General features: G+C 37.6%; 35 protein-coding genes. 34 read left to right on the forward strand and 1 reads right to left on the reverse strand.

All coding sequences use genetic code 11. The annotated features are described in order from the left end of the window. The 26 genes from V4T18_RS17425 to V4T18_RS17550 form a co-directional block, all read left to right on the forward strand. Positions 1-1,472 (forward strand): hypothetical protein (locus V4T18_RS17425; protein WP_332651601.1); only part of this gene is annotated, 1,472 nt, incomplete at its 5' end. A gap of 15 nt (positions 1,473-1,487) precedes the next feature. Next, a complete protein-coding gene (locus V4T18_RS17430) occupies positions 1,488-1,640 on the forward strand; it encodes a hypothetical protein (protein ID WP_332651602.1) in 153 nt (50 codons plus the stop codon). Continuing rightward, complete coding sequence (locus V4T18_RS17435; RefSeq protein WP_332651604.1) at positions 1,640-2,143, forward strand: hypothetical protein; 504 nt, start codon at positions 1,640-1,642, stop codon at positions 2,141-2,143. Before V4T18_RS17430 ends, V4T18_RS17435 begins: the two co-directional genes overlap by 1 nt. Position 2,144: 1 nt before the next feature. Further along, the gene (locus V4T18_RS17440; protein WP_332651606.1) at positions 2,145-2,426 is read left to right on the forward strand and encodes a hypothetical protein; all 282 of its coding nucleotides are present in this window, start codon (positions 2,145-2,147) and stop codon (positions 2,424-2,426) included. A gap of 22 nt (positions 2,427-2,448) precedes the next feature. Next, positions 2,449-2,598 (forward strand): hypothetical protein, encoded by a 150-nt coding sequence (locus V4T18_RS17445; protein ID WP_332651607.1) that lies wholly within the window; start codon positions 2,449-2,451, stop codon positions 2,596-2,598. Positions 2,599-2,603: 5 nt separating this feature from the next. Continuing rightward, positions 2,604-2,978: a hypothetical protein gene (locus V4T18_RS17450; protein ID WP_332651608.1), complete on the forward strand. Its 375-nt coding sequence runs from the start codon at positions 2,604-2,606 to the stop codon at positions 2,976-2,978. A gap of 16 nt (positions 2,979-2,994) precedes the next feature. Next, positions 2,995-3,387 (forward strand): hypothetical protein, encoded by a 393-nt coding sequence (locus V4T18_RS17455; RefSeq protein WP_332651609.1) that lies wholly within the window; start codon positions 2,995-2,997, stop codon positions 3,385-3,387. After that, the gene (locus V4T18_RS17460; RefSeq protein ID WP_332651610.1) at positions 3,387-4,091 is read left to right on the forward strand and encodes a zonular occludens toxin domain-containing protein; all 705 of its coding nucleotides are present in this window, start codon (positions 3,387-3,389) and stop codon (positions 4,089-4,091) included. Before V4T18_RS17455 ends, V4T18_RS17460 begins: the two co-directional genes overlap by 1 nt. Further along, positions 4,069-4,353, forward strand: a complete 285-nt coding sequence (locus V4T18_RS17465) for a hypothetical protein (RefSeq protein ID WP_332651611.1) — start codon at positions 4,069-4,071, stop codon at positions 4,351-4,353. The genes V4T18_RS17460 and V4T18_RS17465 overlap by 23 nt, the downstream gene beginning before the upstream one ends. After that, the gene (locus tag V4T18_RS17470) at positions 4,350-4,712 is read left to right on the forward strand and encodes a hypothetical protein (protein WP_332651612.1); all 363 of its coding nucleotides are present in this window, start codon (positions 4,350-4,352) and stop codon (positions 4,710-4,712) included. The genes V4T18_RS17465 and V4T18_RS17470 overlap by 4 nt, the downstream gene beginning before the upstream one ends. Beyond that, the gene (locus tag V4T18_RS17475) at positions 4,702-4,884 is read left to right on the forward strand and encodes a hypothetical protein (RefSeq protein ID WP_332651614.1); all 183 of its coding nucleotides are present in this window, start codon (positions 4,702-4,704) and stop codon (positions 4,882-4,884) included. The genes V4T18_RS17470 and V4T18_RS17475 overlap by 11 nt, the downstream gene beginning before the upstream one ends. 227 nt (positions 4,885-5,111) lie before the next feature. Beyond that, positions 5,112-5,330, forward strand: a complete 219-nt coding sequence (locus V4T18_RS17480) for a hypothetical protein (protein ID WP_332651616.1) — start codon at positions 5,112-5,114, stop codon at positions 5,328-5,330. Between the two features lie 92 nt (positions 5,331-5,422). Next, on the forward strand, positions 5,423-5,716 hold the full coding sequence (locus V4T18_RS17485; protein WP_332651618.1) for a hypothetical protein: 294 nt from the start codon (positions 5,423-5,425) through the stop codon (positions 5,714-5,716). Between the two features lie 10 nt (positions 5,717-5,726). Beyond that, the gene (locus tag V4T18_RS17490; protein ID WP_332651620.1) at positions 5,727-5,984 is read left to right on the forward strand and encodes a hypothetical protein; all 258 of its coding nucleotides are present in this window, start codon (positions 5,727-5,729) and stop codon (positions 5,982-5,984) included. Between the two features lie 11 nt (positions 5,985-5,995). After that, positions 5,996-6,118 carry a hypothetical protein gene (locus tag V4T18_RS17495; RefSeq protein WP_332651621.1) on the forward strand — a complete coding sequence of 41 codons (123 nt, stop codon included), beginning with the start codon at positions 5,996-5,998 and terminating at the stop codon, positions 6,116-6,118. A 32-nt stretch (positions 6,119-6,150) separates the two neighbouring features. After that, entirely contained in the window at positions 6,151-6,357 is a 207-nt protein-coding gene (locus tag V4T18_RS17500) for a hypothetical protein (RefSeq protein WP_332651623.1), read from the forward strand. Between the two features lie 196 nt (positions 6,358-6,553). After that, on the forward strand, positions 6,554-6,937 hold the full coding sequence (locus V4T18_RS17505) for a hypothetical protein (RefSeq protein WP_332651625.1): 384 nt from the start codon (positions 6,554-6,556) through the stop codon (positions 6,935-6,937). Continuing rightward, a complete protein-coding gene (locus tag V4T18_RS17510) occupies positions 6,937-7,407 on the forward strand; it encodes a hypothetical protein (protein WP_332651627.1) in 471 nt (156 codons plus the stop codon). The genes V4T18_RS17505 and V4T18_RS17510 overlap by 1 nt, the downstream gene beginning before the upstream one ends. Further along, the gene (locus V4T18_RS17515) at positions 7,400-7,741 is read left to right on the forward strand and encodes a hypothetical protein (RefSeq protein WP_332651629.1); all 342 of its coding nucleotides are present in this window, start codon (positions 7,400-7,402) and stop codon (positions 7,739-7,741) included. Before V4T18_RS17510 ends, V4T18_RS17515 begins: the two co-directional genes overlap by 8 nt. 186 nt (positions 7,742-7,927) lie before the next feature. Further along, complete coding sequence (locus V4T18_RS17520) at positions 7,928-8,317, forward strand: hypothetical protein (protein ID WP_332651631.1); 390 nt, start codon at positions 7,928-7,930, stop codon at positions 8,315-8,317. 15 nt (positions 8,318-8,332) lie between these two features. Beyond that, on the forward strand, positions 8,333-8,881 hold the full coding sequence (locus tag V4T18_RS17525) for a recombinase family protein (protein ID WP_332651632.1): 549 nt from the start codon (positions 8,333-8,335) through the stop codon (positions 8,879-8,881). Positions 8,882-8,890: 9 nt separating this feature from the next. Next, positions 8,891-9,286: a hypothetical protein gene (locus V4T18_RS17530; protein ID WP_332651634.1), complete on the forward strand. Its 396-nt coding sequence runs from the start codon at positions 8,891-8,893 to the stop codon at positions 9,284-9,286. A gap of 24 nt (positions 9,287-9,310) precedes the next feature. After that, the gene (locus V4T18_RS17535; protein ID WP_332651636.1) at positions 9,311-9,478 is read left to right on the forward strand and encodes a hypothetical protein; all 168 of its coding nucleotides are present in this window, start codon (positions 9,311-9,313) and stop codon (positions 9,476-9,478) included. 61 nt (positions 9,479-9,539) lie between these two features. Continuing rightward, complete coding sequence (locus V4T18_RS17540) at positions 9,540-10,241, forward strand: hypothetical protein (protein WP_332651638.1); 702 nt, start codon at positions 9,540-9,542, stop codon at positions 10,239-10,241. Between the two features lie 107 nt (positions 10,242-10,348). Further along, entirely contained in the window at positions 10,349-10,510 is a 162-nt protein-coding gene (locus V4T18_RS17545; RefSeq protein ID WP_332651640.1) for a hypothetical protein, read from the forward strand. A 79-nt stretch (positions 10,511-10,589) separates the two neighbouring features. Further along, positions 10,590-11,630, forward strand: a complete 1,041-nt coding sequence (locus V4T18_RS17550; protein ID WP_332651642.1) for a hypothetical protein — start codon at positions 10,590-10,592, stop codon at positions 11,628-11,630. A gap of 528 nt (positions 11,631-12,158) precedes the next feature. Here V4T18_RS17550 and V4T18_RS17555 read toward each other — a convergent pair. Further along, positions 12,159-12,602 (reverse strand): hypothetical protein, encoded by a 444-nt coding sequence (locus V4T18_RS17555; RefSeq protein ID WP_332651644.1) that lies wholly within the window; start codon positions 12,600-12,602, stop codon positions 12,159-12,161. Positions 12,603-13,216: 614 nt separating this feature from the next. Here V4T18_RS17555 and V4T18_RS17560 point away from each other — a divergent pair. From V4T18_RS17560 to V4T18_RS17595, 8 genes are all read left to right on the forward strand, one after another. Further along, entirely contained in the window at positions 13,217-13,486 is a 270-nt protein-coding gene (locus V4T18_RS17560) for a hypothetical protein (RefSeq protein WP_332651646.1), read from the forward strand. 1 nt (position 13,487) lies between these two features. Next, on the forward strand, positions 13,488-13,673 hold the full coding sequence (locus V4T18_RS17565; RefSeq protein WP_332651647.1) for a hypothetical protein: 186 nt from the start codon (positions 13,488-13,490) through the stop codon (positions 13,671-13,673). Then, complete coding sequence (locus tag V4T18_RS17570; protein ID WP_332651649.1) at positions 13,670-13,846, forward strand: hypothetical protein; 177 nt, start codon at positions 13,670-13,672, stop codon at positions 13,844-13,846. Before V4T18_RS17565 ends, V4T18_RS17570 begins: the two co-directional genes overlap by 4 nt. After that, a complete protein-coding gene (locus V4T18_RS17575) occupies positions 13,846-14,016 on the forward strand; it encodes a PTS ascorbate transporter subunit IIC (protein ID WP_332651650.1) in 171 nt (56 codons plus the stop codon). Before V4T18_RS17570 ends, V4T18_RS17575 begins: the two co-directional genes overlap by 1 nt. Positions 14,017-14,043: 27 nt before the next feature. Next, positions 14,044-14,271 (forward strand): hypothetical protein, encoded by a 228-nt coding sequence (locus V4T18_RS17580; RefSeq protein ID WP_332651652.1) that lies wholly within the window; start codon positions 14,044-14,046, stop codon positions 14,269-14,271. A gap of 12 nt (positions 14,272-14,283) precedes the next feature. Next, on the forward strand, positions 14,284-14,445 hold the full coding sequence (locus V4T18_RS17585) for a hypothetical protein (protein ID WP_332651654.1): 162 nt from the start codon (positions 14,284-14,286) through the stop codon (positions 14,443-14,445). Positions 14,446-14,509: 64 nt separating this feature from the next. Then, positions 14,510-16,513, forward strand: a complete 2,004-nt coding sequence (locus V4T18_RS17590) for a hypothetical protein (protein ID WP_332651656.1) — start codon at positions 14,510-14,512, stop codon at positions 16,511-16,513. A gap of 12 nt (positions 16,514-16,525) precedes the next feature. Beyond that, positions 16,526-16,947, forward strand: a 422-nt coding sequence (locus V4T18_RS17595) for a hypothetical protein (RefSeq protein ID WP_332651658.1), incomplete at its 3' end; no start/stop codon positions are given.

Genomic DNA, 16,947 nt, shown 5'->3' on the forward strand with positions numbered 1-16,947 from the left:
TCTATTTCGGTGCGCGTGATGGTAGCTTGATATTCTCTTTTTACAATGAGCAGGGAAATTTAATAAACGAAGTTAAGCATTTGAACTACGGAAATATGGTGAATTTCGCAGTAAGTGTTCAGACGTACGATGTTAAAAAAGTTGTTATAACAAGTATAGGTAACATTAGAATATCTGAACTTGATTTCGATAATCTGGAAATATTCAATCCAGTAGAGAATATTTCAGTAGATTTTACGAACAGATCAGACAGTGTAGATGCTGTTCTTAATTGGAAGAATCCATACCATACTTACTTATCTGATATACAAGTAAATGGTGAAAGTATAGGTATTACCAACAATTATACGTTGACTGATTTAAAGCATGACCAAAATCAGAAAATAACCATCACCACTGTTTACGGTGCAAAGAATACGAAAATAGATGCATTTTTCGATTTAACTACACCGAGAGACATCATAGGACCGAAGAGAGTTGGGAATTTTTCAGCTGTACAAAATGATGGCGGTGTTTTACTAAAATACGATCTACCACCAGAAAAAGATTTTAGTCACGTAAAGATTACTAGAGATGGTATGACAATAAAAGATAACTATGAAGGTACTACCTTCCTTGATAGTGGCGTTATTTTAAATAGAAAATATGTTTATCGCATCGTAACTTATGATGTCAATAATAATATTGGTGAAGTAGCAGAAGTTGAGATAACAGTTGTAAGCGATGAAGTTACGAAACTATCAGCGAGCACAGAAGCTGATCGTGTAAAGCTCACATGGAATAACTCGATGGCAAGTGGATTTGAGAAAGTGATTATTTACAGAAAAGAAAAGGAAAACCTTGTTGGACGTTTTCTTTCTTTATTTTCTAGTGAGGATGGATATAGACAGATTTTCACAACGAACGGCACAACTTTTGAGGATTTGACGGTTGCGAGCGATACCGCGTACACGTACAAGCTCACGAGCATGATCGCGAGCACGGAAAGTAATGGTGTCACAATCGATGTGAAGACGCAAAAGCCGCAAATATCGGGCGGCAACATCACGCCGCAGCCTAGCGATCCCAACGATCCCAATTCTCCACCTGATAGCTATGTTGTGAAGTGGACAAGCCCCAAAACAGGCAAGTTAAAAGTACTCATTGGGGGAATTGATTACAAGACAGTAAACGCTGCTGATTTAAAAGTCGTTATTCCTGCAAATGATATGAAGTTCGATAAGTTCGGTAATTTCGATGTGCAGCTAGTGATCATTGATGAAAACGGGAACGAGATTGGCGTTCCATCGAATCCAGGAAGCTCAAATATTACCTGGGGCGGTGTCAATTTGGGTGATTTAGGACTAGATGCAAAATCGGCACTGACAGTTGCAGCTGCTTTGATATGTTTAATCGGTCTAATATTGTTGCTTGCAATGAGCTTCAGAGTTGCTCCTAAGCTAATATCTCTAATAAAAAACAGCTTCAAATAAAGCGAGGTGATAGTGATGTTACAAAGTACAATACAAGCAGCATTTACACACGTATTTGCTACATTATCACCTCTTTTATTTGTACTAATGGTATTTGCAACAGCGGATAAATTAGTGGACTTTGTGAAAGATGCCATTATGCATGTGAGAAGGAGACGAGGCTATTAATGATCGGTAACATACTTGAGAAAATCGTCAATTTTCTATATGCCATGTTTAAAGCGTTAGGGGTATTTTTAAAAGATGCCGTTAACACGCTTATGCGGTGGTTAAAAACGCTTGCTCAATTTATCGCTGATTTACTAGCATCTCTATTTCAAATGCTATTTGACGTACTCCAGGCTTTTTTTAGCGTTATCTATGACCTCATACGAGGATTGCTCTATTTGATTTATATGATCGGTGTATTATGCGTGAAATTGTTTCAGGTGCTGCTCGCACTAGGAAAGATGCTATGGCAGTTTGTAGTTGGTATTACAAAGACCATGCAGAGTATGTTTTTTACGGAAATACCGTCTAGTGGTCATGGGTACAGTGAAGTGATGGGCAAGGTGGCAAGTGTGCTGCATTACTTCCAATTAGACATAGTAGCATACATTCTTTTGTTTATTATATGGATTGCTACAGGGCTAGGAGTTATTAAACTGATCCCAACAATCAAGGGGGGATAACATGAATTTATACGAAACAATTAAAAGCTTTATAGATAAGGTGTTTAGTGTTCCGATCTCTTTCCTGGATCTTGCTATCGAAAAATTAGGCAGCACAGGGAAGGTAATTGCACAGGGTTTAAATGTTAGTTCATATCTTTCTATTTTTGGTGATCTACCATCTGAATGGCAGCTGGTACTCACCTCTTTATTAATATCGATGGTGCTGTTCATATCACTCTTTTTAGTGATAGCAATTATGCGTATGTATTATGCAGTAAAAGAAGGCGTTCAATGGTGGTGAGGATCGAGTGGATGGAAATATCATGGGGCAAGCAATGATTTATATATTTGCATTAGCGTTTTCGGCAGGTTGTGGATTGCTCGTAGCGGCTTTTATGGGCTACAAGCTATGGGGTTGGTACAAAACTAAGGCGGAACGTAAAACGTCTAAAATGAAGCGTAAAGGGGTTTAAAAGTGATGGGGTTATTTAGTAGAGGGAAAGATGAAGAGCTATTTGTAACAGATGAGCAGCTAATTATATTAGATAACGAGCGCCGCATGTGTGACATTTTTGAAAATGTCACAGTTGACGGTGAGAGTGTGACGAAAGAGGGAGCTGTAAAAATAGCGCTCTCCGACTGTGAAGTATTCACGGGGGCTTACGGTCGTATTTACGTTGCCAATGTCAAAGAATTGGCGTATATCGAAAATGCGAAACGACTAGCACAGGTAGAAATATCAACCGTATTAAAGCATATGACGCAATTTAAACCAGAGAAAAAGCTGAATCCCAATACGGATATGAAGTTTTGGGCAATGTTTATTGCATGTATTATAGCAATCTTTATCTAAAAAGGGGGTACGCAGCATGTACGATCAAAACACAACGTTTATGGAAGATGTACAGCAGAAGAAACAGCCAAAGTCAGTCCAGGACATTGTAGGAGATAATCTGTTTCCGCACGTTGCCCATATTTCCGATGTAAAGCAAGTTGTCGAGGAAATGACAGGGAAGTCACAAAATTTACAGCAGCCGCAAATGAGGGCAATTATGCTGCTTATGGATATGCAAAATAATGAATATCTACATGGCGATAGACAGCCGTATCAACAGTATATTGATAAGTTAATTAAAGACTTTAAGCCAGCAGCAGCCGAACCGAATTTCTATTTAAACTTAATCAACGAATTGATTCCAAAGCCACCAAAGCCTATTGTTGTGCTGCCTAATGGAAAAGCCGTTCAAGAGGTGCGCAAATAATGGCACATCATATCTTTTTCGAGGGCGGCTTGGGTTCAGGTAAAACATTCTTTATGACTGCATTGGCTAATCTGTGGAGAGATCAAACGAATAGGATGGGGGGCAACGTGCAACTGTTTAGTAATTATGGTGCGCGTGGCAGCCATCCAATGGATGATTTCGAAGCCTGGTACGAAGTGGCTAACGCTTGGGAATCCATTGTGATGTGGGATGAAGCACAAATGGCGTTTAACAATCGGAATTGGAGCAGTACCGCTGCACAGATCGCAACGGAAGTAATGTTTTATACACGTAAAATGCAAAGTATACAAATGTACGCAAGCCCTTCTATAGCGAATGTAGATAGCCGTATACGGCAAATTGTAGAAGTATTGTTCCATTGTCGTAAAGTCGGCAATAAAGGATTTGAAGCGTTGATATTCGACTATCAAACAAAGCGTTTTTTAAGACGTGTTTTTATGCCAATGTCCACGGCTAAAAGGCTATTTAAGTTGAATTTATACGACACATATTCGATGGTGCGTGGCTTCCCGTTACCGCAGAATAAAAAAGAAATCGAAGAATTTTGGGATACGGTTTTTGATATACACCAAATGAAGCATAGAAGAGGGAATGTAGATGCAAACAAACTTGATCCGATCGTCAATCGATTTACAGACAATGCAGATCAGCTTACAAACAATGACGAAGTTCTCGTCATTTAGCACGTTTAACATTTTTGCAAAAGCTATGCAGCAGCATTATAAATTATCGAGCGTAGCAGCAGCTGAGGAAGCGGCAGAAGCATTCGGGTATGTATTAGTGCCTGCTACTTGTTTGTCTTGGCGTAAGCGCAATAGGTTAGGTGAAACAAGACGCGTTCGCATCCATGAGAGCTTTTATGCTGTTCGTAATGATGAATTGACAGATTTAGAGCGTAACAAATTCGTTGAGTATTGCGAGAATTTAAAGGGGGTATGCAAATGATACTAGCTATACAAAAGCAAGAAGCAGCAGCAATGAGCTTACACATGAGTATTATGCGGAAATCCATCCGTAACATGCTTAAAAAGCGTTATTCAATGCAAAAAAAGGAATGGCTATCCTCATTCGATTACCTGGTCACTTCTGTACGAGATTTTTTAGAGATTGGACAAGAGTTTGGTCAACTAAATTTAAATATTCGAGATGTTGAAATGTTGCAGGAATTTATACGCGCTTATCAGCAACAAATAGAATTGAATAAGCAGCTACAGAAGCAATTGACGGCAGCAGATAAAGAACAATTAGAGTTGCTTACCGCCGTACAAATACGTTGCAAGGAATTGATGAAAAATGATAGTTAGAGCGATCCGTAAAAAAGTGCGTAAAGAAAAAAATAAAATAGAATGGCGTGTAAAAAAAGAAGTTAAGCATCGAGCAAAAGAAGCTTTAAAAGCTTTTTTAATGACTACGCTGCTAAATTTAGTTGCTGGGGGCTTATTAGCATCAATTGTGCTATTCGTGATTGGTCTATGAGTTTAGAAAAGCGCGTCAGAAGGTTTGAAATGCATGTGTGTACATCGTAATGTTTTTCAAATCGTCTGAACGCGCTTTTTATTTTTTTGTTTTTTCAAAAAGTTTGTATGTACAAATTTGTACGTACAGTGTATGATAAGAATAGTTAAGAATAACTCGGCTATCAATAGCTGTGATGGTCATGGACAAGAAAAGCCATCAATTAGCAACAAAGGGGGGTGAAATGTTTGGCACTGAATAAGACATCAAGAAAAAATTACCGTTTTGATGGTGTCACGGGAAAGCTACTAGAAGTGATGAAAGAGAAAAAGTTATTTCCAGATGAAACGAAACTTGTACAAGAAGCTATATTCCGTTTGGCAACTGAAAAATTAGGTGCAGAAAAGGTGCGAGAAATAAAAAGAGAAGTTGTTTCGGAGCAATTAGAAAAGGAAATGGAAGAATAAAAAAAGACTCACAACGTATGCTGTGAGCGCTGTAAAATCGTAGCAGATTTATTATAGCATATCACAGCGCCAAAAAGAAAAGGGGCGTTAATATGGAACCGATAAATGTTATTAGAGAAGGACAATATAAGGTGCAGCTTATTGCTGTACACGAAAATCAGTATAATTTTATTATGACGTTATTTGTCAATGAATATGTAGAAATACACGTCAACATTGACGAAAAAATAGCAACTGTGTTTTTTAACGATATTGAAATGATCGTGCATTTTAATAAAGCAACAGCAGGTATTTTTAACCGTATGTATGACGCGAATTTCGAGTATATCTTGTTACTTCTACAGATTTTAAGAGTTTACGAAATTGAAGAAATGGCGGCAATTTGAGGTGGTATAAATGCAACTAGGGCATATTTTAGTGGCTGGATCAATAACGCTACTAAGTATTAATTGTGTGAATTGGTTTGATAATGTTTTCTTACAAACAGCAGGGCTTTTGGCTGCTGCTGTTTGTCTCTACTATTTAACGCTAGATTATAAAGCGAAAGAGGATCATAAAAAGCTATATGCTGCATACATCGGACTTTTAAATTTTATTTGGTGCGCGCATCTGGTCTATGTATTGTTAGGGATCGTTTTAAATTTCATTAATTGAGGAGTGATTTTATGGAATCAAAAAAATGTTGCGTTTGTGGAGCTACTGAAAATTTATATTCTGTTACACCAGATAATTGGGAAGATGGAAAATATATTGTAAAAACTTATTGCGAAAAGCATTTACCCGATTAAAGAAACATTTTGTGTAGGAAAGGAGTACAGTAATGCCCAGAAAAACCAAGAGAGAAAAAATGATTGAAGCAGCTGCAATAGCTCATTCATCTAGGAGTAAATCTGATTTAGAAAATGCCATGCACCATATGCTTTGGGTACTTGCAGAGGGTACACGTTACCAAGAAGATGTCGAGATAGCATATGAAATGCTAGAAAAGTACAGAAAGATTCAAAGAGCAGGCGGACGTACTTACTAAGCATTTCGTCAATGATCGTGAATGAAACATTTTGTTTAGTAAAACATCCCTTTCAACTTCGTTTATTTACATGGAAAATTACTATAAAAAACCCCTGAAAAGCATAAACTTAATGTTTACATATAACCGTTATCGGTTATAATTAAAGTAACAAACCGATAACGGTTATAAAAGGGGAGTATAAAAAATGAACGTAATGAAAAAAGCTTGGGAAATCGCTAAAAAAGGTGCTGCAAAATTCGGTGGTTCTGTAAAATCTTACTTCGCACAATCTTTAAAAATGGCTTGGGTTATCGTTAAAAATGAAGCTGGCGCAGTAAATGCTAACGAATTAGTGACTGTATTAAAATATGGTAACTCACAGGCTTACATCGCAGTACCAGCTGATGTAGATGCTAAAGTTTTAAATTGCTTAGATATTGTTGTTAACCCTATGGAAAAGCCGCTTGCTAAAAAAACTGGCGAAATGTACCGAGTATATTTAGTGCCAACTGATGTAGTTAAAGTTATCGTTGACGGAACTACTTACAAATACAAAGTAACTAACGATGGTAAAGTATTTTTCAACGGAGTTGCATAATGCGATTAGTCGACTTAACAGATAAACGTTTCGGCATGTTAAAAGTGCTGAAACGTGCCGATTACAACAAAGGTAAAAATGTTGTATGGGTATGCCAGTGCGATTGCGGTAATGTCGTGGATAAGGTCGGAAATTATTTAAAGACTGGAGACACTCAATCTTGCGGTTGCTATAAAAAACGAAACGAGCAGACAAACTTACGCGATCAATACGATGCAAAGCGTGTCGATGGTGTCGCTAAACAACTTTTTAAAGACAAAGTTCCGCGTAAAGATAGCAGTACCGGATTTCGAGGTGTAAGTAAATATTATACACGTAAATCCAAAGAGCTACGTTACCGAGCTTGGATTACAGTCGCTGGAGAACGTAAATATAAATCAGGGTTTTTAACAGCAGAGGACGCTTATTATAAAGGTCGTTTATGGCTTGAACAAAAATACTTACCAAAAGGGGACAATACAAATGCGTAAAAATATCGAAGCGTTAATTAATAGCGGCTTGTCAGCTTATCGAGTTAGTAAGGATACAGGGATTCCAAATAATACAGTTGTGCGTATATTTAGCGGTGAAGCAAAAGTTGATAACATTACACTAAAAAACGCTGAAATTTTATCGGGTTATTGGGAAGGATTAGATTTTGTTAAAGATATGGGAATTATTGGAATCGAAGGTGTTGAATATTATACATTCCCAGCGGATTATTATGAAAATGAAGCTGCCGCATCAAAAGACGGTTATTACTGGGATGATGAAGTAGACCGTTGGACGAAGCGGATCGTTGATGAAACAACAACTATTTTTTAAATAATTTACTCAGCATAACGTCAAAAGAAATTAGTCTTAAAAACGATTGTTAATGAGACGAATAAAAGAGCAGCCTTTTTAAATAAAAAAGGGCTGTTTTTTAGTATCTTTACTAGTGTTATCCGCAAAGTATCATGATATACTTAAATTGGGTATTTTGAAACTATTTTAAAGGGGATGGAATAAATGATAATTGTAATTACTGGAGCAGTAGGACAAGGGAAAACAATTTACATGTCTTATTTGGCAAATGAGATTGCAACAGAACAAAATATGAAATTGTATTCGAATTATCGGCTTTTAAATTCGAGTGACGTTAATCTTTATGAAAAAGGTAGTGTTATTGCAATTGATGAAGCGCAATATTCAACTATTCTTTTCGATAATCACGAGGAAAACACATTGATAGTAGCGGTACACGATGCGAATTGGTTAAAGCTACCGAAAGATGCTGTAATTATTAATGTACAGCGTGAAAACGATATAATCATAGCTTCCAATGGAGATGAAATTTCGATAAGTGAACATTGTCATTTGTACGATGCATTTGAACCAGCATACAAATGCACTGTTTAAGGAGTGGTTTAATAAATGTTAATAGGGTATGCGCGTGTATCTCGCACAGATCAAGAACTACGCTTGCAGCTTGACGCGCTCACGAATGCAGGTTGCATTAAAATTTTTGAAGAAAAGGTTTCTGGAAAGGATCGTTCACGCCCCGAATTAGATAACATGTTGGCTATGTTAAGACCAGGTGACACTATTGTAGTTTGGAAGTTAGACCGAATAGGGCGCAGCATGAAACATTTAATAGAGTTGATGGAGTTCTTTGATAAAAACGAAGTTAATTTTATATCACTCCAGGAGAATATAGACACTAGCACAGCGACAGGAAGAATGCTTTTTCACATAATGGCAGCGCTCGCGCAATTTGAGAGGGAAATGATTCAAGAGCGAACACAGGCAGGATTATCCGCAGCCAGGGCGAGAGGTCGGGTTGGTGGTCAACCGAGGATCAATAATAAAAAAATAGATCAAGCTATCAAAATGTACAATAGCAAGGATTTTTCCATTAAAGAAATTTGTGACACTGTAGGAATTTCAAAAGCTACCTTGTACCGCTATCTAAAAAAGGAGTGATAAATTGAAATGAAAAATTTAATTTTATTCTCACTATTATTAATCAATGTACTGTTATTGGTTGCATGTGAAGAAAAAAAAGAAGAAGTTACTACCAATGAAGAATTAATTATAAATATTGAGCCATTTGATAAATCAGGATTTTTAGAAACTCCTTATTACATTGTTGAAACAGACGTTCAGACGTACACCGTACATGAGCCGATTTATGAAAATGCAGTTATAAACAATGATGCTACCGAAGATAAAATGATTACTATAGATGGGGAGAGAAGATCCGACATAAAATTGCATCTAACTTCTGAAACATACAAAAAATTGAGTAAAGAGTATGCTGAAGTTACAGGAGCTACATTGAGGAAAGATGGTCTTTCACTAGAAAAATATATAGAAGAAAACTACTAAGATATTCGATGGGGAGTGGTTGAAATGGTATTAGACGTTTTGTATACAATTAGTGCCGTTTTATTGTTTTTTAGTGCAGCTCAAATGTTTTTAAGAGCAATGAAAAATAAGGACTATAAAATTTATTTGAAAATCTATGCGGTTTCGGCTTTGGTTCTCTTACCTGTTGTATTTATTAAGAATTTCACTTGAAGCAATATAGCGAATTGAATTCGAATAGATTAGAATGAATTCAAAAGGGGCGTGATACGGCGTGGAAGAGCATTTGGAATTGGATATGTTGGTTAGCGACTTTGTAGAGGTTGTGAAGCAGCAGCAACTATCCAACGAAAGCATTCGTAAAATTCTAGTCGATTTAGGAGAAACACTTTCAAAAAATTCTATATCAAACATTTATACGGTTTCTGGATATGAAGTGCTAGACAGTCGGAAAAAGATAATCGAGCCTACAGAAAGCGCGAACGATAAAATGACGTTAAGAGAAGCTGTTCAGTTAGCGAGATCGTTACGTATGCAGCATGAAAAAACGGCAGTCAAGAAGCCAAAAGAGAAGGTACAAAAAGAGATAAAGCCCGTAGTGATAGACACAAGAAGAACAGACCAGGAACAATTACCGAATGAATTCGCGGGGCGAATCCCATCGAATCCATTTGAGATAGATAGAGCAGCAGAAGCAACAGAGTTTATATTAGCTGCCCTTGATCTAACACAAAATGAATTAGAATCTATTAAGAATCTAATCTATTCAAATAACGAATCTAGTTCGAATCTAATCGAATCCAATTCGATTTATGAAGCAATTAAGCAGCTTGGCGGAAGAGATCGTAAGAATAAGACTTATTACATTTCAGAAGAGATTATTAATTTAGTAGCGGAATTTGCAGAAGGTAAGTCAGTGAAGGTAAGTCAATTCGTTGAAATCGCTATGTTGGATGCTATTAAAAAATATCAGTGAATCCAGGGGCGAATCTAATCGAATCTATAATGCAGCAGCGCATTAAATGATTGAGAAAAATAGTAATTTCAAAAAGTAGTATGGATATATTGGTAGATTGTTGTATAATGAAATCAAATATTGTTCGGAAAATAAAAAAAGCGCCAGCTGTTGCTGTAAGATTTGGCGGTCTTACAACAACATTCCGTTTCGTGTTACGAGCACGAAAGGAACTTGCTGACTTATTGCTCTTATGCGTATATGGTACATCAACTTTACCGTATTTGTAAAGAGTAAATATATCACAAGCCCTTTCTTGTTTGAAACGAGAGAGGGCTTTTTCATTTTTCCCGAAAGGAGTTATGGAAAATGGGAGCAGCATTACAAAGACCTACATATGAAAAGAAACGTATTTTTAATGTTAAACGAGAAAAAACGGGATGGGCATGGTTGAAAAATTACAGTAAATTTGTTGATTCTGATGATTTTGATAACAATATGGAAATGATATTAGCAGAGAAGAAAAAGCGCTTTTCTAAAGTACAGTTATGCATTCTAACTGTACTCCGCCAATTTGCTGTAAAATTCGGCGTTGTAAATTTAACACACAGAGAAATCATAAAAAAAGTACACGAAAATTACGGTCACAAAGTATGCGCTAAAACGATTACGAATCTAACGAAAAAATTAGAATCAATGGGGATCGTCATCGTGTTCCCTGGGCAACAAAGCGATTTTCGTTATACATCGAATGTCATCGTTTTTAATCGCTATGACGAAATGCGAGCGTATGAAATCGCCCAGCTAAAAGAGAAAGAGGAAGAAATCGAACGACTAATGATGCAAGACTTAGTTAATGCGAGTGGTGCAATGAATTTTGCTGCTAAAGCTCGCCAGTGGGCAGAAGAAAAGGCACGTAAAGAAGCAGAAGCGGAAGCAGCAGCAAAGGCAGCAGAAGAAGAAGCACAAAAACAAAAAACACTATATGCAAAAATGAAAGCTCATTTAGCGGCTAAAAAGATGAATATGAGCGACTTAAATACTTATGCATCTATTTTATATGGGTTCGTCAAAAAAGCGGTAGAAAGCGATTCTAAGCTATCTAAGGAGCAAGCTGAAAAGATCGCCTGGAAAGCATTCTTGGATGTTATCAGCAAAAAAGACAGTGATATTAAAAAGAATCGTGTAGCAATGCTTAGTTATACAGTTAAGCGCCGTTTAAATGCCATTCTGAATCCAGAAGCCGCATACAGTGACCTAGAAATGAAACGTAAAGAAGCAAAAGCAAAGGGGCATTATGTAGAGCAAGTGCCTAAATGGTTTAATAAAAATGAAAATGAAGTGAACCACAGCGAAGATATTAACGTAGAGGATGAAATGGCGAGAATCGTTGCCAAGATGGGTATATAAATTGTCAGAATTGTCTACAAAACGTATACAATTACGGCCAAATATTCAGAATTGTATATTTTGCGTACACAATTTTCCCATCCCCCACTCTTATCTTAAATCTATGTTTATAAGCTAATAATCATATTTTATATATACGTATGCGCTTCGCTTCTTCGGAAAGAAGGAAGGAATACGAGCAAGCTCGCATTCCAGGCGCTACGCTTATTAAAAAAGCCCGACAAGTCGGTCTTTTGCGCTTCGCTACGCTACGCTTTAGATAGTTATTGCAAAGGAAAAACGCCAGGACTACCAGAAGGACAAGTGTATTTGTTTTTCATTTGCAAAGATGCAGCTGCGCAAGCATGCCTTTGGTGGTCCGGGAAATCAAGTATATTTTCTAAATAAATTTATGGGATTGCCATGTATATTTTGAGTGAAAAAGATTCCTGGTGTTGTTTAAGCACAAGATCATTTTCGTTCGAAGGAGAATCTAGGGCGTTTATTTCTTTTTTTTCGGCGGCGGCGGGCGGGGGGCGCGCGCCGCTGCTACGGCAGGTGTACATTCCAATCCAACTCGCGTATGTAGTCGATGTAGCTGCGTCTTTCTTTTTCGTTTAGTTCGGATTGTGGCAGCATCAAATAGCTGTATTCCGCCGCCTGGAAAACGGGATAGATTTTTTCAAGCCGTTGCCTTCTACGCCAGTGTAAAAGTCGCACGGGTATAACAATATAACGCATCTTTTTTGCTATTTCCTGCATTTTGCACAGTATGTCGTTTTTGTTGTATGCTGCAAACGATTTAGCTAGTTTCGTTGCGTGCAATTGTGCCCCTATCTGTCTAGACGTGTAAATAAATGCCGTTGGATTTTTCGTTTTGTAGGAAGGATCAAATACAAAAAAATCCGTTTCTAAAAAATTTTCATACGCTGGATGCCTATAAATTTGTTCTTTTTTTTCTTTTAAAAATTCTTTTAGCTCGTTTCGGTTCATCGGTTTGCTCCTTTTCAAAATTCATAAGTAGTCTAAAAATACAACTTCAAAAAAACTAAAAAGGGATAGATAAAAAAGTCGCGATCGCGGAAAATTGTATATGATATTTCATATAAATGAGAACACCATTTTCGACATAAAGTATAGTCCGATTATTACGAATAATCTAGTAAAAAGGTACTTGTCTCCATAGTAAAGATTACTTGTTTTTGAGACAAAATATATAAAACCTACTAGACAAATAGACTATTTTATATAAAATTTTTTACAAAAATAATGGTTTACAACAGTTCGATAATATTCTACAATCAATTCCAAAAGATAATAAAAAAAAGCTGCTGTACAAATAACTTGCGCCAACAAGTTATCTGTTACGGATCGATGAATGCCCATCGAAACGCAGCTTTTTACAAAGCACAGCAACAAACACTATTATAGTTTAAAAGTTTTATTTCGTACACATTTTTTTCAAAACAAATGTTCGTAATAAAGGCTTTTTCGCTATGCTGTTTGTTGTTGTATAAAAATGCTTTTTAGCTTTGTAAAAAGTCCTGTTTTTCGATTAATAGTCGATGAACAGGACTTTTTTATTGCTTTTTTTAGGGGGTGCGAATGTGAACGAAGAAACGACAACAGTTGTAGAAACAACGACAGAACAAACAGCTCCACAGGAGACGACAGAAGTTATTACGGTGGAAAAGCTCAAAGAAGTATTAGACGAGTACACAAATAATAAATCTGTTATCAATGTTGATCTGGGCGAAAGTGAATACGCGAAAGTCGAAATCGTCCATTCTGTTACGCTCGGAGATATTTACATCATGTTATTGCTTTCTCTCTTACTTATTACAACGCTTTTAACGCGATTGATAGGGAGGCGGTAATGTGAATGAAGTAAATGCCAATACGCAAGAAGCAACCCAAACTGTATCAAAGTTTCTTGATGTCGCGCTGTATTCGTACAGTGGTGGAGAAATTACAAGTACGTATATCGGTGTACTTGGTGGCTGCTTGATCGCTTATATGCTTTTTGTATTTATTATGCGTAGCGTTGGTGGTGATGATGTATGACACAAGAGCCAGTTACGACATTATATGAGACAACAGTACACGACCACATCGAAGCTGGGTTACTTTTAGTATTTTCTGATGTCACATTCATGACAGTATTGATCGCTGCTATGCCATTACTAACGATACTTATTATCGTTGTTGATTATTTTAATAGACGGGGGAGAAAATAATGATCACAGATGTCGGGAATTTATGGGATTTCTCTTTCATGTGGCAAAATTTCGAGTATTTTGCTAAACTCTCCGCCCCTTTTCTAATGATCGCGGTGGCAATTTTAGCGGTAGGGGCTTTGTTAATTATGATCGTTACAGCGGTTGTAGTAGCGGTCAAAAATCGGTAGGTGATCGTTATTTACGACATTCCTTTTTTGAATAGCGAAAATTACGCTGAATTTTGGGAAATGCTCGGCGGACTATTACGTTATGTTTCACCTTTTCTGATGATTGGTGTCGCATTAATCATTGCAGGATGGGTTTTCTCGATGATTATAACTACAGTTCGTAAGGCGCTTGGGCGAGAGAAAGATGAAGGGTATCAACGCGATCTGGACAAAGAGGACAATCGCGAAATATACAAACAAAAATATAAATATTAGGAGGATTTTGCTATGACTTTAGATTTAACAGGAGTATCAATTCCATTTACAGCATCTGATTTAATCGGGGCTGGTGCAGCGCTATTAGGACTTGTAGGTTTATTCGTACTTTTAGCGATGGCGTTTAAAGTAGCTCCAAAGCTTATCGATCTTATTATGAATGCATTCAAATAATGCCAAAAAAACAAAAGGCAGGCAGCGTTTAACTGCCTGCCTGTTTTATTTAGGGGGGCAAAAAATGAAAAAGATATTTTTATCGATCTTAGGTGCATTAGTGATTTTTACAAGCGCTGACTTTTCAAGTCTTATCGCAAGCGCTGCGGCATCAAATGAGTACGCCACCATTTACGAAGATTCTACCAATGGTTATATTGCTGATCCATACAAAGACGGTAATCGCGTCCGATTTACTTTTCAAAAGACAGTAAAGTCGGTACAACACACGAAGTACACCGATGGATATTATTCAACGGTATCGGATAGTAAATATGTTGTTCACAAAGCTAAAAGTACGATTACAGGGTTCGCTTATAACTGCCCTGGTTACTATATAACACGATTATACAGTGATGCATACGCAACAAAATTCATCGGCTATATAAAAGTGTATGTAGGAACAGATGTCATAAATCCAAGTGGATGTTCAGATGTTAAAACACCTAACAATTATATGGGTGGTGCTGGGCAAAAGATACAACCCGTCTACCCAGACGCAACAGCAGAAGATTCAGAACTTCAAAAGAAAACAGTAAGCTCAATACCTAACACTAACTATGTTCCGCCAACTACAAGTACACCGCCAAGTATAGATGGATGCGGAAATACACGACCTGAAATTTCAGGTGGCAACGTTAATTGGACACCAGAATTAGAGGAATCTGTTAAATATAGAGGGTTGTACCCAGTGCATACGGTCATATCTGAAATGACAACTGTATTCTTTTATAAAGATTGTGACACTAATAAATACTACACAAAAGTCTTTAATAACGATGATAGAGATTATGAATATGAAATAACAGATACACTGGCATCATGTCACTTGCATGCAGGTAATGTGCAAGATGCTGCAAAGTCTGCGTTTAATTTGGACATCGCTCAGAATCAAGTCGTTGGTTTAGACGATTCAGGGTGTGAGATTAAATTCGGCACAATTACTGATGATGATCCGAACAATGTTCCGTACGTTTGTCCAGAAGGAACGTATCAAGTAGATGGTGCAAATGGTTCTTTTACATGTGAAGAGCCAGGTGGTGAGCTACAAAGTTTACATGTGACATGTAAAGCAGGTGACGACTGTTTATCTTTGTTTGGTTCTGACACGAATGATTTACAATCCTTGCTTGAAGCAGATTCACCTACGACAGAAAATCCAGGTGAAGGTGGCACTGTTCCACCTGGTGAACCAGGAGAAGATTGGAATGTTATGCAATGTCGAGAGTTTTTTAAAAATGGTGAGTTTCCATCTGAATGTGACGCTGTTTTAACCTGTTTTTTTGGTGTTGATTGGGAAGGTCAGTACGAATATTGCAATGATTTAGCGCATGATCCAGTGCAGGGGAATGCTGATATATATTGTCTGGTTAATCCTGGACCGTGGTGTGATGATATGGGCACAGAATTACCTGGAGATGGTCCACCGCCAGACGATACTTGTTCTTGTGAAGCACTAGGGGAAATGGGTTATTTATGTTGTATATTCGAGTGTCCTGGTTGGCAAGATTATCTAGGTTATATTACTGATACGGTTAATATGGCGATTGGTGATATAACAACGCCAGAAGTAGAGCCGTTAGAGTCAGTAGCAACGCCAACTGATCCAATAAAACCACAAGTAGATAAGAAACAGCTCGAACCGCCTAAAGGAAAAGAAGCAGAGGGCTTAGGAGATGCTAGTTTCGATGCAAACGATCTAAAAAGTGGAGAAGAAATTAATTTTAGAGATGATCCAGGGGGCTTTAATATTACGAATCCTTTAAATCAACTTGACGGAACGGCAAAAGAAGCACCGATGCCAGAGTTAGAAGGTTTAAAGCAACCGCAGCCGACAGCGGGTAATGCCGACAGTGGGCAAGCGGAAAAACCATCTTACGGCGGATCAGCAACAGCGCCAACAACCGGTGGCGCAGCAAAGCAACCAGAACTAGACGAGAGCGCGAACGTGCCAACGTACACACCGCCGCCAATCGAAACTGTACCAAAAGAAAAAGACGAGAGGAAAGTAAATGTTATAGGTCCTTAAAGGAGGGGGGATATGAAGTGTTTTATTAGTTTATTCAGTATTACACTGTGTTTGTTGTTTGTAAACGGGGCACACGCAGCATCCGTTCCAATAGGAAATGTAGAATATTCAACTGATCCTGAAGGGCTAACAAGTCTTTTAATACCGAATAAATCATCAATGCGAACAATGGCTGCTTCTACCCCAACAGAAACACTTGTATTTACGAATTGGCAAGGACTGCTAGATCAAGTGCCATATAGTATGAAATTAGAGGGCAGTTATTACAACAACGTACTCAAAGAAGCTTATGACAACAACCCAAACACTACTAGCTATATACAGCAACCAGGCGCAAAATTAACCATAACTTTCGATGATATTCAAGATATTGGTAATATCTATTTCGGTGCGCGTGATGGTAGCTTGATATTCTCTTTTTACAATGAGCAGGG

The organism is Lysinibacillus sp. 54212 (assembly GCF_036662795.1).
In the GTDB taxonomy this organism is placed as follows: domain Bacteria; phylum Bacillota; class Bacilli; order Bacillales_A; family Planococcaceae; genus Lysinibacillus_B.